This window comes from Spelaeicoccus albus, from assembly GCF_013409065.1.
Taxonomy (GTDB): domain Bacteria; phylum Actinomycetota; class Actinomycetes; order Actinomycetales; family Brevibacteriaceae; genus Spelaeicoccus; species Spelaeicoccus albus.
Map to the genome: position 1 here is coordinate 2,138,963 of NZ_JACBZP010000001.1, position 18,826 is coordinate 2,157,788.

At 65.5% G+C, this 18,826-nt stretch carries 16 protein-coding genes; 12 read left to right on the forward strand and 4 right to left on the reverse strand.

Translation table 11 applies throughout. From position 1 onward, the window contains the following. Window positions 1-33 precede the first annotated feature (33 nt). Entirely contained in the window at window positions 34-735 is a 702-nt protein-coding gene (locus tag BJY26_RS09895; protein WP_179427832.1) for a response regulator, read from the reverse strand. Beyond that, window positions 732-1,976 carry a sensor histidine kinase gene (locus tag BJY26_RS09900; RefSeq protein ID WP_218852356.1) on the reverse strand — a complete coding sequence of 415 codons (1,245 nt, stop codon included), beginning with the start codon at window positions 1,974-1,976 and terminating at the stop codon, window positions 732-734. Before BJY26_RS09900 ends, BJY26_RS09895 begins: the two co-directional genes overlap by 4 nt. A 149-nt stretch (window positions 1,977-2,125) precedes the next feature. On the opposite strand from BJY26_RS09900, the gene BJY26_RS19565 reads away from it, so the two are divergent. From BJY26_RS19565 to BJY26_RS09915, 3 genes are all read left to right on the forward strand, one after another. Beyond that, a complete protein-coding gene (locus BJY26_RS19565) occupies window positions 2,126-3,406 on the forward strand; it encodes a GNAT family N-acetyltransferase (protein WP_179427834.1) in 1,281 nt (426 codons plus the stop codon). Window positions 3,407-3,524: 118 nt separating this feature from the next. Next, window positions 3,525-5,090 (forward strand): aldehyde dehydrogenase family protein, encoded by a 1,566-nt coding sequence (locus tag BJY26_RS09910; RefSeq protein WP_179427836.1) that lies wholly within the window; start codon window positions 3,525-3,527, stop codon window positions 5,088-5,090. Between the two features lie 34 nt (window positions 5,091-5,124). Then, complete coding sequence (locus BJY26_RS09915; protein WP_179427838.1) at window positions 5,125-6,279, forward strand: NAD(P)/FAD-dependent oxidoreductase; 1,155 nt, start codon at window positions 5,125-5,127, stop codon at window positions 6,277-6,279. 7 nt (window positions 6,280-6,286) lie between these two features. On the opposite strand, the gene pcp is transcribed toward BJY26_RS09915, so the two are convergent. Next, window positions 6,287-6,964 carry a pyroglutamyl-peptidase I gene (pcp, locus tag BJY26_RS09920; RefSeq protein ID WP_179427840.1) on the reverse strand — a complete coding sequence of 226 codons (678 nt, stop codon included), beginning with the start codon at window positions 6,962-6,964 and terminating at the stop codon, window positions 6,287-6,289. A 123-nt stretch (window positions 6,965-7,087) separates the two neighbouring features. Between pcp and serA the strand changes: the two genes are divergently transcribed. From serA to cimA, 9 genes are all read left to right on the forward strand, one after another. Next, window positions 7,088-8,677, forward strand: coding sequence for a phosphoglycerate dehydrogenase (gene serA / locus BJY26_RS09925; protein WP_179427842.1), 1,590 nt, complete (start codon window positions 7,088-7,090; stop codon window positions 8,675-8,677). Between the two features lie 56 nt (window positions 8,678-8,733). Then, window positions 8,734-9,786, forward strand: coding sequence for a 3-isopropylmalate dehydrogenase (locus BJY26_RS09930; protein WP_179427844.1), 1,053 nt, complete (start codon window positions 8,734-8,736; stop codon window positions 9,784-9,786). A gap of 91 nt (window positions 9,787-9,877) precedes the next feature. Beyond that, window positions 9,878-10,975 carry a branched-chain amino acid aminotransferase gene (locus BJY26_RS09935; RefSeq protein WP_179427846.1) on the forward strand — a complete coding sequence of 366 codons (1,098 nt, stop codon included), beginning with the start codon at window positions 9,878-9,880 and terminating at the stop codon, window positions 10,973-10,975. A gap of 228 nt (window positions 10,976-11,203) precedes the next feature. Beyond that, the gene (locus tag BJY26_RS09940) at window positions 11,204-12,646 is read left to right on the forward strand and encodes a DHA2 family efflux MFS transporter permease subunit (protein ID WP_179427848.1); all 1,443 of its coding nucleotides are present in this window, start codon (window positions 11,204-11,206) and stop codon (window positions 12,644-12,646) included. Between the two features lie 2 nt (window positions 12,647-12,648). After that, window positions 12,649-13,236 (forward strand): TetR/AcrR family transcriptional regulator, encoded by a 588-nt coding sequence (locus BJY26_RS09945; protein WP_179427849.1) that lies wholly within the window; start codon window positions 12,649-12,651, stop codon window positions 13,234-13,236. Between the two features lie 161 nt (window positions 13,237-13,397). Next, entirely contained in the window at window positions 13,398-14,855 is a 1,458-nt protein-coding gene (locus BJY26_RS09950; protein ID WP_237248985.1) for an APC family permease, read from the forward strand. A gap of 12 nt (window positions 14,856-14,867) precedes the next feature. Beyond that, entirely contained in the window at window positions 14,868-15,182 is a 315-nt protein-coding gene (locus BJY26_RS09955; RefSeq protein ID WP_179427853.1) for a hypothetical protein, read from the forward strand. A 66-nt stretch (window positions 15,183-15,248) separates the two neighbouring features. Continuing rightward, a complete protein-coding gene (locus BJY26_RS09960; protein ID WP_179427854.1) occupies window positions 15,249-15,656 on the forward strand; it encodes a hypothetical protein in 408 nt (135 codons plus the stop codon). Between the two features lie 482 nt (window positions 15,657-16,138). Continuing rightward, complete coding sequence (gene cimA / locus BJY26_RS09965; protein WP_179427856.1) at window positions 16,139-17,758, forward strand: citramalate synthase; 1,620 nt, start codon at window positions 16,139-16,141, stop codon at window positions 17,756-17,758. A gap of 68 nt (window positions 17,759-17,826) precedes the next feature. Here cimA and mmuM read toward each other — a convergent pair whose 3' ends face one another. Continuing rightward, window positions 17,827-18,732 (reverse strand): homocysteine S-methyltransferase, encoded by a 906-nt coding sequence (gene mmuM / locus BJY26_RS09970; protein ID WP_179427858.1) that lies wholly within the window; start codon window positions 18,730-18,732, stop codon window positions 17,827-17,829. Between the last annotated feature and the right edge of the window lie 94 nt (window positions 18,733-18,826).

An 18,826-nucleotide genomic window follows, 5' to 3' on the forward strand; every position in this document is an offset into this window, starting at 1 on the left:
CGCGGTCCGATGCGTGGAGCGCCGCAAGCGCGGCTACTCGCCGGGGACGACGAGCCGCGTTTCGTATGCCACGACGACGGCCTGCACCCGGTCACGCACGTCAAGCTTGGACAGAATCCGCCCGACATGTGTCTTCACGGTGGCCTCGGACAGATAGAACTTGGCGGCGATCTCGCCGTTCGACAAGCCGTGCGCCATTTCTCGTAAGACTTCCTGCTCCCTGTGGGTCAGCGCGCCGAGTCGGCCCGGGCCGTCGTCCGGCGCAGCATCGACGACGAGCATGGGCGCCACATGATCGAGCAGCCGACGCGTCGTCGACGGCGCGATCACCGCGTCGCCGCTGTGCACCGTGCGAATCGCGGCCAGCAGATCCTCCGGCTGAGCGTCTTTGAGCAGGAATCCGCTGGCTCCGGCCTTGATGGCGGCAAGCGCGTATTCATCGAGGTCGAAGGTGGTGAGCATGACGATCCGCGCCTCGTGCATGCGGCCGGATTCCTGCTCGGCCAGCAGACGCTTCGTTGTCTCGATACCGTCGAGCCTGGGCATCCTGACGTCCATGAGCACGACGTCGGCGGAAATGGCGAGCAGCTTTTGCACCGCATCGACGCCGTCCGCCGCCTCGGCGACCACCTCGAGGTCCGGCTGCGAGTCGATCACCATCCGGAAGCCCGTCCGCAGCAGTTCCTGGTCGTCGACGAGCGCCACGCGAATGGGGGAGTTCGATGATGAAGTCATGAGGATCCTTGATGGTAGGGGCCGTGCTGGTACGGGAAGTAGGCGTGCACCGCGAAGCCGCCGCCCGGCGACGGGCCGGCCGTGACGTCACCGCCGTACAGCGAGGCGCGTTCGTTCATACCGCGGATCCCGCTGCCGAGCCCGTCGGTCTGATCGGCGCCGGCGCCGCGTCCGTCGTCGCGCACCCGCACCTCGACGCCTGCCGGTCCATACGAGATGCGCACGTGCGCCCGCGCATTCGGCCCGCCGTGTTTCATGGTGTTCGTCAGACTTTCTTGGACGATCCGGTAGATCGCGAGCTCGGCGCCCGTCGGCAACGGCCGCGGCGGACCGGTCTGTTCGAGCGAAGCCGGGAGGCCGGTCCGGTCGATCGTCGACACCAGCGACGGCACGTCGGCCAGCGTCGGCTGCGGCCGGACGTCGGCGTCGTCGTCGCCGCTGCGCAGCACCCCGAGAAGTCTGCGCATGTCGGCAAGCGCCGACCGTCCCGTGTCCGAAATGGTCCCCAGGGCGCGCCTGGCCGCGTCCGCATCGGCCGCGGCGGCATACCGGCCGCCGTCCGCCTGGGCGATCATGACCGACAGCGAATGCGCGACGACGTCGTGCATCTCTCGGGCGATCCTTGCGCGTTCGGCGCTGGCGGCCAGTCGGGTCTCCTGCTCGCGCTCGATCTCGAGACGGCGGTTTCGATCGGCAAGGTCAAGCATTTGACGGCGGCGGACGCTCGTCAAATCGCCCAGCAACCACGCAATCAACACGATTGCCGCGCAGATGGAGGCGATCAGCACGCTGCCGATGATGACGTCGAACGCCAGGCTCGAGATCGAAGGCGGCCGGCGTATGAGCGTGGGCAGGTATTGGCGGATCGGCAGCAACAGGCTGCCGATCAACGCGGTCGTCAGGCCGGCTCGGGCCGCCCAGCGCGGGCCGTAGGCCGCGAGCGCGTAGACCGACATGGGCACTGCGACGATCGGCAGGTTCGGAAACACGCCGGCCGTCAGGTACGCGATGGCGAACAGGGCCACGCCGGCGCTGGAGAGCACCGGCCGGGTTCGTCGCCAGGCCAGCGGAATCAGCATGCCGATGCCGGTGATTTCCGCGGCAACTACCGAATTTCGGGTGCTGGACGCCTGCGCCGTCAGAAAAAGCAGCGAGACAAGGATCAGCGGGACCGTCATGAGCGCGTCGATGACGAACGGATGTTCACGCACCCACCGGTACGCCTGGTGTCGCCTCCCCATACTGCACGACTGTATCGACTTGCCGGCCCGTCGTCGTCATCCCGCCGGCTGAGCCGAGCCGGAGCGCCGTCCTCCTTGCGTGGGATGGGCGGCCGGCCCGCGCGGATATTCCGGTCGACCGTGCTAATCCGTGCCGGTAGAGTTGAGCGGTGACCACATCTCGGTATGAATTCAAAAACTTCACGGCACGACTCGACGGCGACAAGCCGGACGACGCGACGGGGCACTGGATCGACGCCGTCAGTCTGGGCTTCCACGACCGTAAGCCGACGGACGCCACGAAGGCCGTCCACATCCGGCGGGGCGCGGCCGACGGCAAGACGATGACCGGAGCCTACGACACGCGGGCTCCGGCGGAAGCCATGCCCGGCCCCGTCGGCACCTTCGTCGGCTACGACAAGACGCTCAACGTCGGCGGCGCCTTGTTGCCGGCGTACTTGATCAGCGCCGTCACGGTTCGGCCCACCCACCGGCGCAACGGACTGCTGCGGCGCATGATGACCGACGGCCTGGCCGGGGCCGCCGAGGCCGGCACGCCGATCGCCGCCCTCACGGCCAGCGAGGGCACCATTTACCGCCGGTTCGGTTTCGGCTGCGCCGTCAACAAGAAGACGATGACCGTCGACACGACCCCGCGCTTCGGCATGCTCGTTCCCGCGCCCGGCAGCGTGGAGATCGTGGACGCCGGCAAGCTGCGTGAGATCGGGCCGGCCGTGTTCGACGACTATCACCGTGTGCAGATCGGGTCGGTCGGTCGGCAGGGCGAATACGCCGATATCATCTCCGGCGATCTCGGCGAGAACGGCGAGCCCGATCCGGCCGTGCGGGCCGCAGTGCACTACGACGACGCCGGCGTCATCGACGGATACGTCAGCTACAAGTTCGCGGGCTGGGGCCAAACGCCGGGGACTATCGACCTGATCGATCTGATAGCGCTGAACCCCGGCGCTTACCGGGGGCTGTGGGAATTCCTGGGCAGCATCGACCTGGTGACGCGGATCAAGATCCCCGGCGCGCTCGGCGACGATCTGCTCGCCGCCAGCCTTGTCGATGCGCGCACCGTCAATGTCACCGAAGACCGCGACCACCTGTGGTTGCGGATCCTCGACACCGCCGCCTGCCTGGAAGCCCGTGACTACGACGCGGACGGCCGGCTGACTTTCCGGGTCGACGACTCGCTTGGCTACGCCGCCGGCACGTACCTACTCGAAGTGGCCGGCGGCCGCGGGACCGTGACGAAGGAGCCGGACGACGCGCCGTCCGACTTCAAGCTGGATGTCGCGGACCTCTCCGCGATCTATCTGGGCGCCGTGTCCCCGCTGACGCTGATCGATGCGGGCCGGATCACCGCCGCGAGCCGGGATGTCGCCACCACACTGCGCGCCGTGTTCGCGCCCGGCGGCAGTGTGTGGTGTACTACCGAGTTCTAGCCCGCTCCCATCCCCGTAAAACGCGGCGCGGCGTTTTACGCACGGGCTCTGTGATTTGTCTCACCAACTGGCATAGCGTGGAGGAGACGGACATCGCAGCATTCGGAAGGCAACGTTCATGACAACCGCCAACGCGCACATCGCATCAATCGTCAATGGCGCCCAGGCCGACGCCGGGGCGAAGGAGTTCGTCTCGCGCAATCCGGCACGCACGTCGGACGTCGTGGCAACCGTGTCGCTGTCCGGCCCCGACACGCTTGTCAACGCCGCACGGGTCGCCCGCACGGCGCAGCGCACGTGGGCCGAGGTTCCGGCGCCGGTCCGAGGCACCGTGATCGCCGCATTCAGCCGGCTGATGAAGGCCAACAAGGAACGGTTGGCGCGCATCGTCACGCGGGAAATCGGCAAGCCGTATGCCGAGAGCCTTGGCGAAGTACAAGAGGTCATCGACACCGCCGACTACTTCCTGGGCGAGGGGCGACGGCTGTACGGCCAGACGGTGCCCAGCGAAATGCCCGACAAGCAACTTTTCACGTTCCGCGTGCCCGTCGGCGTGGCTACCATCGTCACGGCCGGCAACTTCCCGGTCGCGGTGCCGTCGTGGTACATAGTGCCGGCCCTTGTCACAGGCAATGCGATCGTGTGGAAGCCCGCCGAATACGCCGCTGAGTGCGCCAGAGCGTTCACCGAGATCGCGTGGCGCGCCGGAGTTCCGAAGGACGTGCTGCAACTCGTGTACGCCGACGGCAACGACACCTATGCCGGGTTGGAAGCGGCGTTGGACGCGGGCCTTGTCGACAAAATCGGATTCACCGGGTCGAGCGTCGTCGGGCACGCGATCGGTGAACTGGCCGGTCGGCATCTGCAGGTTCCCTGCCTCGAGCTCGGCGGCAAGAACCCGCAGGTGGTCGCGCCGGACGCCGATCTGGATCTGGCCGTCGACGGTGCGCTCTTCGGCGGGTTCGGCACCGCCGGTCAGCGCTGCACTTCGCTGGGCACCCTGATCGTGCACAGGTCCGTCTACGATGAATTCGTCGCCAAGTTCCGCACGGCAGTGGAAGACGCAGTGATCGGCGATCCCACCGAAGGCGTGCTGTACGGGCCCATGCTGGATCAGAAGTTCGCCGATCACTTTGAGGACATTCTCGGGTGGATCCAGCCGCACCACACCGTGATCGGGTCGACCGGCACCGGCCGCATCACCGCCGACAATCCGCGCGCGAATTTCGTCGGCGACCCGGACGAGGGCGTGTTCTACCACCCGGTCATCCTCACCGGCGTGCGGCAAGACGACGCAGTGTTCACCGAGGAGACGTTCGGACCGCTTGTCGGCGTTGTCGCCTACGATGACTTCGACGAGGCAATCGCGTTGGCCAACCGATCCGGTTACGGTCTGTCGGCATCCGTGTACACGAATGACCCGGCGACGGCCTTCCGGTTCCGGTCCGGGGTCTCGGCCGGCATGGTCAGCGTCAACAACTCGACGTCCGGCGCCGAGGCCCATCTGCCGTTCGGCGGCAACGGCCGCTCGGGCAACGGCAGCAGGCAGTCCGGGCTCTGGGTGCTCGACCAGTTCACGAAGTGGCAGTCGATGAACTGGGACTTCTCCGGCACCTTGCAAAAGGCCCAAATGGACGTCGTGCCGACAATCGGGCCCGAGCTCGACTACTTGTTGCCCGAGTAGCGACGAATCGGAACGAGCCTGCGAGGGGGCTGGAATGACTGTCGAACTGCCGGACCGGGCCGATGTCGTGATCGTCGGCGGGGGAGCGATGGGGACGTCGTCCGCGTTCCACCTGGCCGAAGCGGGCGTGCGCGTGGTGGTGATCGAGCGTGACGAGATCGCGTCCGGATCGACAAGTAAAGCCGCAGGGGGAGTGCGCGCCCAGTTTTCCGACCCGGTCAATATCGAACTCGGTGCGCGCAGTCTTGCCGCGTTCGAGAATTTCGCCGTCCGCCCGGGCGCGGAAATCGACTTGCGCCGACACGGCTATTTGTTCCTGCTCGACGACGACGCCGATCTCGACGCGTTCACCGAAAGCGTCCGCTTGCAAAATTCTCGTGGCGTGCCCTCGCGGATCATCGACGTGGACGAGGCCGCCCGGTTGTGCCCGATCGTGGCGCGGGACGGCCTGGTCGGCGGCGCGTATTCACCGACTGACGGACACTGCACCCCGGAAGCCGTGGCGCAAGGCTACGCGGCCGGTGCCCGCAGGAACGGCGCGGCGATCGTGCAGCATTGCACCGTCAGCGACGTGCTCGTCGAAGGGGGCGCGGTTGCCGGCGTCGTCACCGACAGAGGAACGGTGCACGCCCCGGCGGTCCTCTGCGCGGCCGGCGCCTGGTCGGCTGCCGTCGGCGCCATGGCCGGCGTCGAGCTGCCCGTGGTGCCGAAACGTCGACAGGTCATCGTCACCGAGCCGATGCCGGAGCTGCCGCCCAATCTGCCCATGACGATCGATTTCGGCGCGACGTTCTACTTCCATCCGGAAGGCGACGGTTTGCTTATCGGCCTCTCGGATCCGGACGAGTCGACGGGATTCCACCTCGAGCGCACCGAACGGTGGATGGACCTCGTGGCCGAGGCGATCGCGTACCGCACGCCGTCCCTGCAATCGGTGGGTATCCGGACCGGATGGGCTGGACTGTATGAAGAAACTCCCGACCAGAACGCGCTCATCGGCACGGCCGGCGACGTACCGGGCTTTTACTACGCGACCGGATTTTCCGGACACGGGTTTCTGCAAAGTCCGGCGGTCGGCGAGGTCATGCGCGATCTGTATCTCGGACGCCGTCCGGCCATCGATGTGAGCGGGCTGGCGGTCTCGCGGTTTGCGGGCACCGGCGCCCGGCCCGAAAAGAACTGCGTTTAGCTCCGCCCTAACACTCTGCGCCGCCGACCGCGACGATGTCGTCGGACGCGTCCAGCGAGGCGCGCACGACCCGGGCAAGGCCGCGCGCCGCGTCCTCGGCGCGCATGTCCGGCGAGCTCGGCACGTGTACGAAACCCCCGCGCAGGCGGAGGTTTCGGGTGGCGATCAGATGCATCAATCGGTAGAAGACGTGATTGCACGCGAAGGTGCCTGCCGTTTGGGAGATTCCGGCCGGAACCCCGGCAGCGCGAACGGCCGCCGCTGCCGCCTTGATCGGCAAAGTGGAGAAATATGCGGCGGGCGCACCCGCGATCACGGGCCGATCGATCGGCTGCCGTCCGGCGTTGTCGGGGATGCGCGCATCGTCGATGTTGATCGCCACCCGCTCCACCGACAGCTCCGCGCGGCCGGCGGCCTCGCCGACGCAGACGACGACGTCGGGCCGATGGTCGTCGATCAGGTCGGCCAGCACGTCGCCGCACGTTCCGAACTCACACGGCAGTTCCGCGCCGATCAGTTCCGGGCCGATCAGGTCTCCGCCGACCAGGTCGCCGCCGACCCGCCCGGAATCGCCGGCTTCGGCGCGGCCGGTCAGCATGCGCACCGCTTGCCACGACGGGTTGACCGACTTGCCGTCGAACGGTTCGAATCCGGTAAGAAGCACTGTGGGAACTTTGCGGGTCACGTTCCAAATCGTGGACCTTCGTGAACCAATTCACAAGCCGCCGTAAAATCTGCAGTACGCCCACTTTGCCGTCCGGGCACGCCTGCCGGCAGTATTCCAGAGCCCACGGAAGGACAATTCCACGTGTCGCAACCCGTCGTCCTCATTGCAGAAGAGCTTTCGCCGGCCACCATCGACGCCCTCGGACCGGAGTTCGAGATCCGTCGCGTGGACGGCTCGTCCCGTTCCGACCTGCTCGCTGCGCTGCCGGATGTCGACGCCGTCCTGATCCGGTCGGCCACCGCCATGGACGCCGAAGCCATTGCGGCCGCCCCGAAGCTCAAGGTGATCGCGCGCGCCGGCGTCGGCTTGGACAACGTGGACGTGCCGGCGGCCACGGACGCCGGCGTCATGGTCGTCAATGCGCCGACGTCGAACATCATCTCGGCCGCCGAACTCACCATGGCGCACATCCTCGCGTCCGCCCGCAACGTTGGCGCCGGCAACACGTCGTTGAAAAACGGTGAATGGAAGCGTTCCAAATACACGGGCGTCGAGCTGTTCGACAAGACGCTGGGCATCGTCGGACTCGGACGAATCGGCGCACTCGTCACGGCGCGCGCCGCATCGTTCGGCATGCATGTCGTGGCCTACGACCCGTACATCTCGGCCGCGCGAGCGTCGCAGATGGGCGTGCAGCTGCTCGAACTCGACGAGTTGCTGCAGACGGCCGACTTCATCACGGTGCATATGCCCAAGACCCCCGAAACCATCGGGCTCATCGGTGCGGACGCGTTGACCAAAGTGAAGCCGACTGCCCGCATCATCAACGTGGCACGGGGCGGAATCGTCGATGAAGAGGCTTTGGCGGCCGCGGTCGCCGAGGGCAGGGTCGGCGGCGCCGGCATCGACGTGTTCGCGGCCGAGCCCACTACGTCGTCGCCGCTGTTCGAGCACGACAGCGTCGTTGTCACCCCGCACCTGGGGGCCTCCACGCATGAGGCGCAGGAAAAGGCGGGCGTCTCGGTCGCCAAGTCCGTGCGGCTGGCGCTGGCCGGTGAGATAGTGCCGGACGCCGTCAATGTGGCAGGCGGGGTCATCGATGAGGACGTGCGTCCCGGCATACCGCTGATCGAGCGGCTCGGCCGCACCGTGACGGCGCTGGCCGGGCGGGGAGTGACGGCTCTCGACGTGGAGGTGCACGGCGAAATCTCCTCGCTCGACGTCAGCGCGCTGAAGCTTGCCGCGCTCAAGGGCCTGTTCAGCGATGTCGTGTCTGAGCAAGTGTCGTACGTCAACGCCGGTGTGTTGGCCGAGCGGCACGGCGTCGAAGTCCGGTTGCTCGCGGACGGCGAGTCGGAGGCGTTCCGCAATGTGCTGACGCTCCGTGCGGCCTTGCCGGACGGAGGTCAGATCTCGGTCTCGGGCACGCTGACCGGGCCCAAACAGATCCAAAAGCTGATCGGCGTGAACGGCTTCGACCTGGAGATCGGGTTGAGCGATCACTTGTTGATCTTCGAATATCAGGACAAGCCCGGAGTCATCGGGCGCCTGGGCAATGCGCTCGGCTCGGTCGACATCAACATCGCCGGTATGCAGGTGGCACGGGACGTCGAAGGCGGTAGTGCCTTGAGCGTGCTTGCCGTCGACGGCCAGGTGTCGCCGGATTTGATCGCCGACCTGGGTCGGGAAATCGGCGCCGATAGGGCTACCGCCGTCAATTTGGAAGAATAGTATCGGAGTTTGAGATTCGGATGCCGCCATGCGAGATCAGGTCGTAGGGTGTCGTCATGGCACGCGAATTCTCAATTGCAGTAATAGCCGGCGACGGAATCGGCCCGGAAGTCGTCCCCGAGGGACTCAAGGTCTTGAAGGCCGCGGCGGACGCCGCCGGTGGGGCCGCGTTCAATCTCACCCATTACGATTTGGGCGGCAAACACTGGCGTGAAACCGGTGAAGCGCTCACGGATGAGACCCTCGAGGAACTGCGCGGCTACGACGCCATCTTCTTTGGCGCGGTCGGTGATCCTGCAGTTCCGTCGGGCGTGCTCGAGCGCGGACTGCTGTTGAAGATGCGCTTTGCCTTCGAGCACTATGTGAACCTGCGCCCGACCAAGCTGCTTCCCGGCGTCGCCAGTCCGCTGGCGAACCCCGGTGATATCGACTTCGTCGTCGTCCGTGAAGGAACCGAGGGCCCGTACTCCGGCCAGGGCGGATACCTGCGGTACGGCACCGAGCACGAGGTCGCCACCGAGGTCAGCGTCAATACGGCGTTCGGCGTCGAACGCGTCGTCCGAGATGCGTTCGCCCGTGCCCAAACCCGTCGCAAGAAGCTGACGTATGTGCACAAGCACAATGTCATGCAATACGCGGGGCACCTGTGGCGGCGAGTTGTGGAAAAGGTTGCGCCGGAATTCCCGGACGTCGAATTCGACTACCTGCACACCGATGCCTGCACCATCTACATGGTCACCGATCCGTCCCGGTTCGACGTGATAGTCACCGACAACCTGTTCGGCGACATCATCACGGACCTGGCTGCGGCGGTCACCGGCGGAATCGGGTTGGCCGCCAGCGGCAATATCAATCCCGACCGGACGTCGCCGTCGCTGTTCGAGCCGATCCACGGCTCGGCCCCCGATATCGCCGGGCAGGGCAAGGCCGATCCGACCGCCACCGTGCTCTCGGCCGCGCTCATGGCCGAGCATCTCGGTCTGAACGATATTGCCGCAAGGATTCAGACAGCCGTCGAGGGCGACCTGGCCGTGCGCGGGTCGGGCGTGCGAACCACGTCCGAAATCGGCGACGCGCTGGCGGCAGCCGCGGCCGCGTCAGTAAAGTGAAGCCCGAGAAACTGATCTTCGGGGTCGGCGCCGTCGCCGGCCCGGCGAACAACGACAGGCGAGCCCGACCAGCTCGAGAAGGAGTGTAGCGATGAGTTCGCAGTTCACCATCGTCAAGAATGTGCAGCCGACGGCTGACGCGGTGCGCGATGCGATTTTGGGAAATCCCGGGTTCGGCAGCTACTTCAGCGATCACATGGCGCATATGCGCTGGACCGCGGACGGCGGCTGGGAAGACGGCAGGATCGAACCGTACGGAAAGATCGTGCTCGACCCTGCCGCCGCCGTCTTCCACTACGCTCAGGAGATCTTCGAAGGCGCCAAGGCCTACCGGCACGCCGATGGATCGGTCTGGGGCTTCCGTCCGGAAAAGAATGCGGCACGCTTCCGCAAATCGGCCGAACGGTTGGCACTGCCGCAGCTGGACGACGAGCACTTCCTCGAATCGCTGCGCGCCCTGGTGAGCATCGACGCCGCGTGGGTGCCGACTCCGCAGAACGACGCCGACGAGTCGAGTCTGTACTTGCGGCCGTTCATGATCGCCTCGGAGACGTTCCTGGGCGTGCGCTCGTCCCGTGAAGTGGACTACTACGTGATCGCTTCGCCGGCGGGCGCGTACTTCGGCGGGGCCGTCAAGCCCGTCAAGATCTGGCTTTCGCGCGACTACAACCGTGCCGGGCCGGGCGGAACCGGTGCGGCCAAATGCGGCGGCAATTACGCGGCGTCCTTGGCCCCGACGAACGAAGCGGTTGCCAACGGGTGTCAGCAGGTCGCATTCCTGGACGCCGTCGAAGGCAAGTACCTTCAAGAACTCGGCGGCATGAACATCGTCCTGGTATTCGCCGATGGGCGCGTCGTGACGCCGAAGCTCTCCGACTCCATCCTCGAAGGCGTCACCCGGTCGGCCATTCTGCAGCTTGCCGCCGATGCCGGATACACGCCGGAAGAGCGGGACATCTCGATTGACGAATGGCGCGAGGGCGCGGCCGGCGGGGAGATCACCGAGGCCTTTGCGTGCGGCACGGCCGCCGTCGTGACGCCGATCGGCGAGTTGGTCAGCGACAATGAACGCATCACGCACAACACCGAAAAGCCCGGCCCGGTTGCCGCAGCCCTGCGGAAGCAGTTGCTCGACATCCAGTACGGGCGCGTCGAAGACACGCATGGCTGGCTGACCAGGCTGGCCTGACTCCGGGCTCCTTCCGACCCGCGGCCGCGCCGAGTGGCGGCGAATGGCTGCCCCGGCTCCTCGAGTGGCGGCGAATGGCTGCGAAATCGACGATTTCGCAGCCATTCGCCGCCACTCGGCGGTTGGCTGCCGAAAAATCCCGACAATTAGAAACTATTGCGTTTCTTAAAACCGCGGCGTACTCTCAAATAAGAAACTATTTAGATTCTTATTTGAGAGGCGCTTTGCATGAACTCTGATACGGACGTCGTCGGCGAGGCAAGCGGGGACAAGTTGCCTGCATCGGCCCGCAATGCACTGATGGCCCTGGTGATCGGCGGAATCGCGGCGATCCTGGATTCGACGATCGTGACGATCGCCATCCATCGGCTGTCGGTCGCGCTGAATTCCCCGACTGCCACTATCCAGTGGGTGACAACCGCCTACCTCCTGGCATTGTCGGTGGCTATCCCGTTAAGCGGTTGGGCGCAGGCCCACTTTGGCGGAAAGCGTGCCTGGATGTTGGCGCTGCTCGTTTTCGTCGTGTTCTCGGCCGCGTGCGCCGGAGCCTGGAGCGATACGAGCCTGATCATGTTCCGCGTCTTCCAGGGATTCGGTGCAGGGTTGATCATGCCCCTGATGCAGACCATGGCCATGCAGGCAGTCGGTAATGCCAGCAGCAAGGTGATGAGTAAGGCAGTTGCCGCCATCGGCGTGGCTGCCGCCGTCGGCCCGATCGTCGGGCCCGTCCTCGGCGGCGTCGTGCTGAACTGGCTGAATTGGCGGTGGATGTTCCTCATCAACGTTCCGCTGGTGGCAGTCGGCCTCGTCCTTGCGTACAAGTTCTTGGCCGCCGACACGCCCGTGCGCGGAAGAGCCGTGGCTCGTCTCGACGTCATAGGCTTGATCTTTTTGGCCCCGGCGCTTGCGGGTATCCTGCTCGGGCTGTCGAACGTTGCCTCGGACGGCGGCGCCGGCGGGGCTGACGTACTCATCCCGCTACTTGGCGGCTTAGCCTTCCTTGCCGCCTTCGTTGCCTGGGGGCTGCGTCAGCGTGAGAGGGCGCTAGTCGACATCACGTTGCTGCGCTTGCGATCGTTGTCGACGGCATCCGCGATATTGTTCACCGCCGGGGCCACGCTGTACGCCGGAATGTTCTTGTTGCCGCTCTATTTTCAAGATCTGCGCGGCGACAGCGTGCTGGTTGCCGCCTTGCTGTTGATTCCCCAAGGTGTCGGCGCACTGCTGTCGCGTGTTGTCGCGGCCAAGCTGACCCCGCGAGTCGGGGCGCGACTCGTCACGATCGCGGCGTTCGCCGTGGCCACGGCCGGCACCGTGCCGTTCGCGCTGGCGGACGCGAATACGAACGTGTGGTGGCTCTGCGTCGTCCTGTTCGTGCGTGGCTTCGGCGTGGGAGCTATCCTCATCCCGCCCATGATGACCGCCTATGCGGACGTCAGTCGTGAGCAGATGCCGCACGCGACGATGACGACGCGCATCACTCAGCAAGTAGGAGCCTCGTTTGCCGTGGCAATCGTCGCGGTCGTGCTGCAGAAGCTGGTGGCCGGCGGCGCGACGTCCGGCTTCCAAGGCGCGTTCTGGTGGACTGTCGGAATCTCCTTGGTAGCACTCATCCCGGCGCTCGCCCTCCGTCGTGAGACGCTCAAGGAAGGAGCAACGACCAAGGGGTAGGCATGAGTGAGCAAACGAAGACGCGGCGTCGCGGCAAGGAATTGGAGGCGGCAATTCTGGACGCCGCGTGGGATCAGCTCGTGGCGGACGGATACGACCGCTTCACGATCGACGCGGTTGCCGAGCGGGCGCAAACGAGTAAGCCCGTGCTGTACCGCCGATGGAGCACACGGCAAGACTTGCTGCGCGCGGTCATCCGCCGCCGCGGCACCGTGAACGCCGCGCCGATTCCCGACGAAGGTTCGTTACGCGAAGACCTGCTCGCCCTGCTGCGCTTTTCGAACTCGAGCAACGGCAGCATGGCGGCGCTCATGACAACGCTGGTATCGAGCCATTTCGGCGACATCGGCATGACGCCCGTGGAGTTGCGCGCCGAAATGTTCACCGAACGCTCATCGTCCCTCGAGCCGGTGCTCACGCGGGCCGTCCGGCGAGGAGAGATCGACGCGGCCAAGCTCACGCCGCGAATCGCCGACCTGCCGTACGCGCTGTTGCGGCACGAATACCTGATGACCTTTGCGTGCGTCCCGGACGAGACTCTCCTGGAGATCGTCGACGACATCTTCCTCCCGCTGGTTCGGCCGAACTGAGCCTTCCCGAAGCCTCCCCGCCGAGTGGTGGCGAATGGCTGTCCGACCCTGTCGAGTGGTGGCGAATGGCTGCGAAATCGCTGATTTCGCAGCCATTCGCCACCACTCGACCAAGGGGAAATGCCACATCCTTTTCCCAATGTGGGCGTATGCTGTGGCCCGTGAGTACGGATGACGATGCCGCGCAGCTGGCCGCCTTGGGCTATGAGAGCCGTTTCACCCGCAAAATGAACGTGTGGGAGAACTTCTCCCTGGGGTTCACCTATTTGTCACCGGTTGTTGGCGTGTATTCGACCTTCGCCATCTCGTTCATGGTCGGCGGGCCGACACTGATCTGGTCGATTCTCGTTGCCGGAGTCGGACAGTTGCTTGTGTCCTTGGTGTTCGGCGAAGTGGTTGCTCAATACCCGGTAGCGGGCGGCGTATACCCGTGGGCGCGGCGGCTCGTGGGGCGCCGGTGGGCGTGGTTGACCGGCTGGATCTACGGATGGGCGCTGTTGGCGACAGTGGCCAGCGTGTCCACGGGCGCAGGCACGTTCATCGCGTACTTGTTCGGATTCACGAGCACGCGCACAACCGTCGTCCTTGTCGCCACCGGCCTCATGCTCATCGCTTATCTGATCAACTTGGGCGGCACGAAGACTCTCTCCCGCGTTGCCATGGTCGGATTCATCGCCGAACTCGTGGGCGCGCTGTTCGTCGGCATCTGGCTCTTGGTGTTTGAGCACCACCAGAGTTGGAGCGTCTTCTTCCATCAATTCGGGGCCGCCGGCGCCAGCGGTCACAGCGCGGCGGCCGGCTTCCTGGCCGCCAGCCTCACCGGCCTCTACCTGTTTTACGGATTTGAAGCCTGCGGCGATGTGGCCGAAGAGGTCCCGGATCCCGGACGACGCATCCCGCCGTCCATGCGCCGGACCATCTACGTGGGCGGATTCGCAGCAATACTCGTCACTGCTGCACTGATCTTGTCGCAAAAGAACTTCAGCTTGATCATTTCCGGCAAGGACGCCGATCCGATCACGTCGACGTTGGAGAGCGTGTTCGGCATCGCCATGGCAAAGGTCATCATCGTGATCGTGTTGATCAGCTTCCTCTCGTGCGTGTTGAGCCTGCAAGCGGCGGCAAGTCGGCTCATCTACTCGTACGCGCGCGACACGATGGTGTTCGGCAGCAAGACTCTGTCGAAGTTCTCGGACAGGCTTCGCATTCCGCCGGTCGCCTTGGCAATCGCCGGAATCGTGCCGGCGTTGATAGTGCTGATTGCCGAGCTGATCTCGGAAAACGCGTTGGCACGAGTCATTTCGTTTGCGTCCGTTGGGATTTATATCGCCTTCCAGATGGTTGTGCTGGCCGCGTTGATCGCCCGCGCTCGGGGCTGGAAGCCGACCGGTAAATTCCGCCTGGGCAGGTGGGCTTGGCCGGTCAACATTGCGGCCCTCGTGTACGGGGTCGCCGGGGCGACGAACTTGGCCTGGCCCCGTGGTGAGGCGTTCGCCGACCGGTGGAGCGTCCTGATCGGCTGCGGCGTCATCATCGTTGCCGGACTGGTGTACATGACTGTAGGACGACCGCATACGCGAAGCGATGTCGGCGCCGGCGATGCCGTCCGGCGGCGGTGAAGCGCTAGTCCCATGAGCACCCCTTCGAGACCCGCCGGCAAACCAATCGTCGTGTGGGACGCCGTCGTCTCGGGTGCGCTGTTCGTGGTGCTCCTCGTCGAGCTGGTCCTCATGGCTGGTCGGTTGACTCCGGACGGCGTCCGATTGTTGGCAAATCCTGTCGCCTATGTCGGCCTCGCCATCGCGGCCGTGGCAGCGGTGATTGTGATCGTCCGGGTGCGGCGGCGCCGTCTCGCGTTCTGGGTCGTGCTGATCTTCGTCGTGGCGGTTCCGATCGTGACGATCGGCATCACGGTGCTCATCTTGCTCGTGGCGTTCGGTCCTTGAATTGATTGCTGATCGGCAATAGGAAAGAAGGCGCCGGGTGCCAGTGAAGGGCTACTATTAGTCGCCGTGAGTACCCCCTCGAGCCCCGACCGGCATCCCACCGATCCGGACGATCCTACTGGGCCGGCCATCCCGACTGGGCCGGAGGACGGCACCGAGCCCTCGGGCACCGGGGAAAAGCCGGTTATCGCGTGGGACGCCGCCGTGTCGGGTGCTCTCTTCGTGGCCCTCATCGTCGAGCAGGTCAAGCTTGTGCAGCGGATCACGCCGCCCACCGACTATTGGCTGCAGCAACCTTATACCGTCGCCAGCGGATTCCTCGTCTTTTTTGCGGCGGCGCTGACCTTAGTGCGAATCAAGCTCCGACGCCTCAGCTACTGGATCATGTTGATCTCCCTGGCCGCGGTGCCGCTTGCCGTTGTGCTGTTCACGGCCTTGTACCTCCTGGGGAAGTACAATCCGCCCCCGGAGTAGCGACCATCGAGCATGAAAGCACCGAGGCGAACGGTCCTCAGTCGTTGCCGAGTGGTGGTGAATGGCTGCGAAATCGCCGATTTCGCAGCCATTCACCACCACTCGGCGAGGGCGGACAGCCATTCGCCGCCACTCGGCGAAGCGAAAACGGGTGGAAAGTAGGACGTCCACGCGTGCCCGGATTATGAGATGCCTCTGGGAATGCGGGCTCCGGGCTGGTTCAATATGGGTATGGCTCACATCACGGTCATTATCAGCTGACGCACGCGCCGGGTCTTGAACAGACCTCGCCACGTGCGTCAACCCTTCGCTGCCCGCGAAGGGTTTTTTGTTTGGCGGAACAGTTTTCCAAGGAACAGTGTGAAAGAACTTTGCTCGGCAAGGCGCACCACCGGGACACCACCGCAGCGCCGCCCGCGACACAATCGCGAGTCGGGCAATCGGCAGTCGCAGTACAACGCAGCAATGGAACGGATAGTCCGATGAGCAATTCGGTGCACGTATACGACACCACCCTGCGCGACGGCGCACAGCAGGAGGGCCTGAACCTGTCGATTGCCGACAAGATGACCATCGCCGGACTGCTGGACGAATTGGCAGTCGATTTCATTGAGGGCGGCTGGCCGGGTGCCATCCCCAAGGACACCGAATTCTTTGCCCGCGCGAACGAACTTGAACTGGCTCATTCGACGCTCGCGGCATTCGGATCGACTCGCAAACCCGGCGTCGCGGTCGAGGACGACGAACAGGTCGCCGCGTTGCTGGCCGCCGGCACTCCCGTCGTGACGCTTGTCGCCAAGAGTCACGTCGGCCACGTCGAGCGCGCGCTGCGCACCACGCCGTCCGAGAATCTCGCCATGATCACCGACACGATCCGGTACTTGAGCGCCAACGGACGGCGCGTGTTTTTGGACGCAGAGCATTTTTTCGACTCGTTCGCCACGTCACGGACCTATGCGCTGGACGTCGTCGCCGCGGCCGACGAGGCCGGCGCCGAGGTGGTTGCGCTGTGCGACACCAACGGCGGCATGCTCCCGAGTCGCGTGCGTGAGGCCGTGGACGCCGTCAAGCTCGCGGTGCCCGGCGCCCGGCTGGGCATGCACGCCCATAACGACACGGGGTGCGCGGTCGCCAATTCGATTGCGGCAGTCGAGGCCGGCGCCACGCACGTGCAGGGAACCATCAACGGCTACGGTGAGCGCACCGGCAATGCCGACGTGCTGACCGTCGCCCTCAATTTGGACTTGAAACTCGGTCTCGGCACGCTTCCCGAACACTCCCGCGCCGAAGCCAGCCGGATCGCCCATGCCATCAGCGAGCACACCAACATCCCGGCGGGCGCTCGCCAGCCGTACGTCGGATCGAGCGCCTTTGCGCACAAGGCCGGGCTGCACGCCTCGGCGATCCGCGTCGATCCGGATCTCTACCAGCACATCGATCCCCGCGCGGTCGGCAATGACATGCGCATGCTCATTTCGGATATGGCCGGACGGGCGTCGATCGAGTTGAAGGGTAAGGAACTCGGCTTCGACCTGGCCGGCGATGCCGAGTTGCTGGGCCGTGTCGCGACACGGGTGAAGGAACTGGAATCGCGCGGTTACACGTTCGACGCCGCCGACGCCTCGTTCGAGCTGTTGCTGCGTGAAGAGCTCGGCGGTCGTCCGCACTTTTTCGATGTGGTCAATTGGCGCACCATCATCCTGGCGGCCGAGACCAGCGTCGACGGCGAGGTCGACACCGCCGAAGCGACAGTCAAGGTGCGCATCGACGGCAAAAAGACGATCGCCACGTGCGAAGGCAACGGCCCGGTGAACGCGCTCGACAAGGCGCTACGGCAGGTGCTCGAAGGAGCCTACCCGCAGCTTGCCGCAGTCAATCTGGTCGACTACAAGGTGCGTATTCTCGACTCGGCTTCCGGCACGGACGCCGTCACGCGCGTGCTGATCGAATCGACGGACGGCGCAGCGAGCTGGACGACCGTCGGTGTCGCCGCGAACGTCGTCGAGGCCAGTTGGGTCGCTTTGCTCGATTCATTGGTGTACTATCTGGCCGCCCGCTCGGACGCCGTGCCGGCACCGGTGCCGGTGGGCGCCCACGCCTAAGGCGCCCACGCCCGAAGGGGCCGGGGCCGCTGCCCGGCCGCCGGACGTCGTCGAGCACCGCCGGGAGATCAGGCGGTAAGGGCCGCCGCGACTGCAGTGATTTGCGGGGGATGAACTCGGCAGCATCCGCCGATCAGGCGTGCGCCGGCGTCTCGCCATGCCGGCGCGAACCGTGGGTCGTATCGTGGCCGGCCGGTCCAACGCCGGGCCGTCGCGTCCCAGCTCTCGCCGCTGTTGGGGTAGACGATGACGGGTTTGCCGCTGCATTCGCCGGCCAAGGCGATCACGTCGGTCAGACCGACCGGATCGCAGCAGTTGACGCCAACCGCGACTACGCCGTCGACGTCGCGGGCCGCAGCGAACGCGTCCTCGAGCGGTTGTCCGGCGGCAGTGCGTCCGTCGCGAATCGTATAGCTGAGCCAAGCAGGCTTATCGGATTCCTCGATCAGGCCGATCAACGCCTCGGCCTCGTCGATGTCCGGGATCGTTTCGCAGGCCAGTACGTCGGGGTCGGCCGATGCGAGAACCTCGAATTCCGCTCGGTGCCGCGCGCGGAGGCGTTCGACGCTCAGGCCGTAGCGACCCGCGTACTCCGCGCCTCCGGTCAGCCTGGCACCGTACGGCCCGATGGAGGCGGCTATCCACAGCGGCCGATCGTCGTCCTGATGCTCGGACCGGAACGCGGCACGCGCGTGATCGGCCACGCGCACGCTGCGACGCATCATCTCCTCGGCAAACGGGCGCGTCATGCCCGCAGCCGCGAAGCCGGCAAAGCTCGCCTGATAGCTGGCCGTCACGGCCACTTCGGCCCCTGCGCTGAAGAAGTCGCGGTGGGCCTGCTCGATCGCGCTCGGCGCCTGCGCGAGCAACGACGCCGACCACAACGCCGTCGACACGTCGTACCCTTCCGATTCCAAATACGTGGACAGCCCGCCGTCCACGATGATCGGAGAATGCGCCGGCCGATCGAACATCTCACCAGTTTGCCACTAACGCATGAGTGGCCGGGGGCATAAAGTTGAGGTTTGAACTGATCGACGCGCGGCCACGACACCCGCGCGAGAGCAA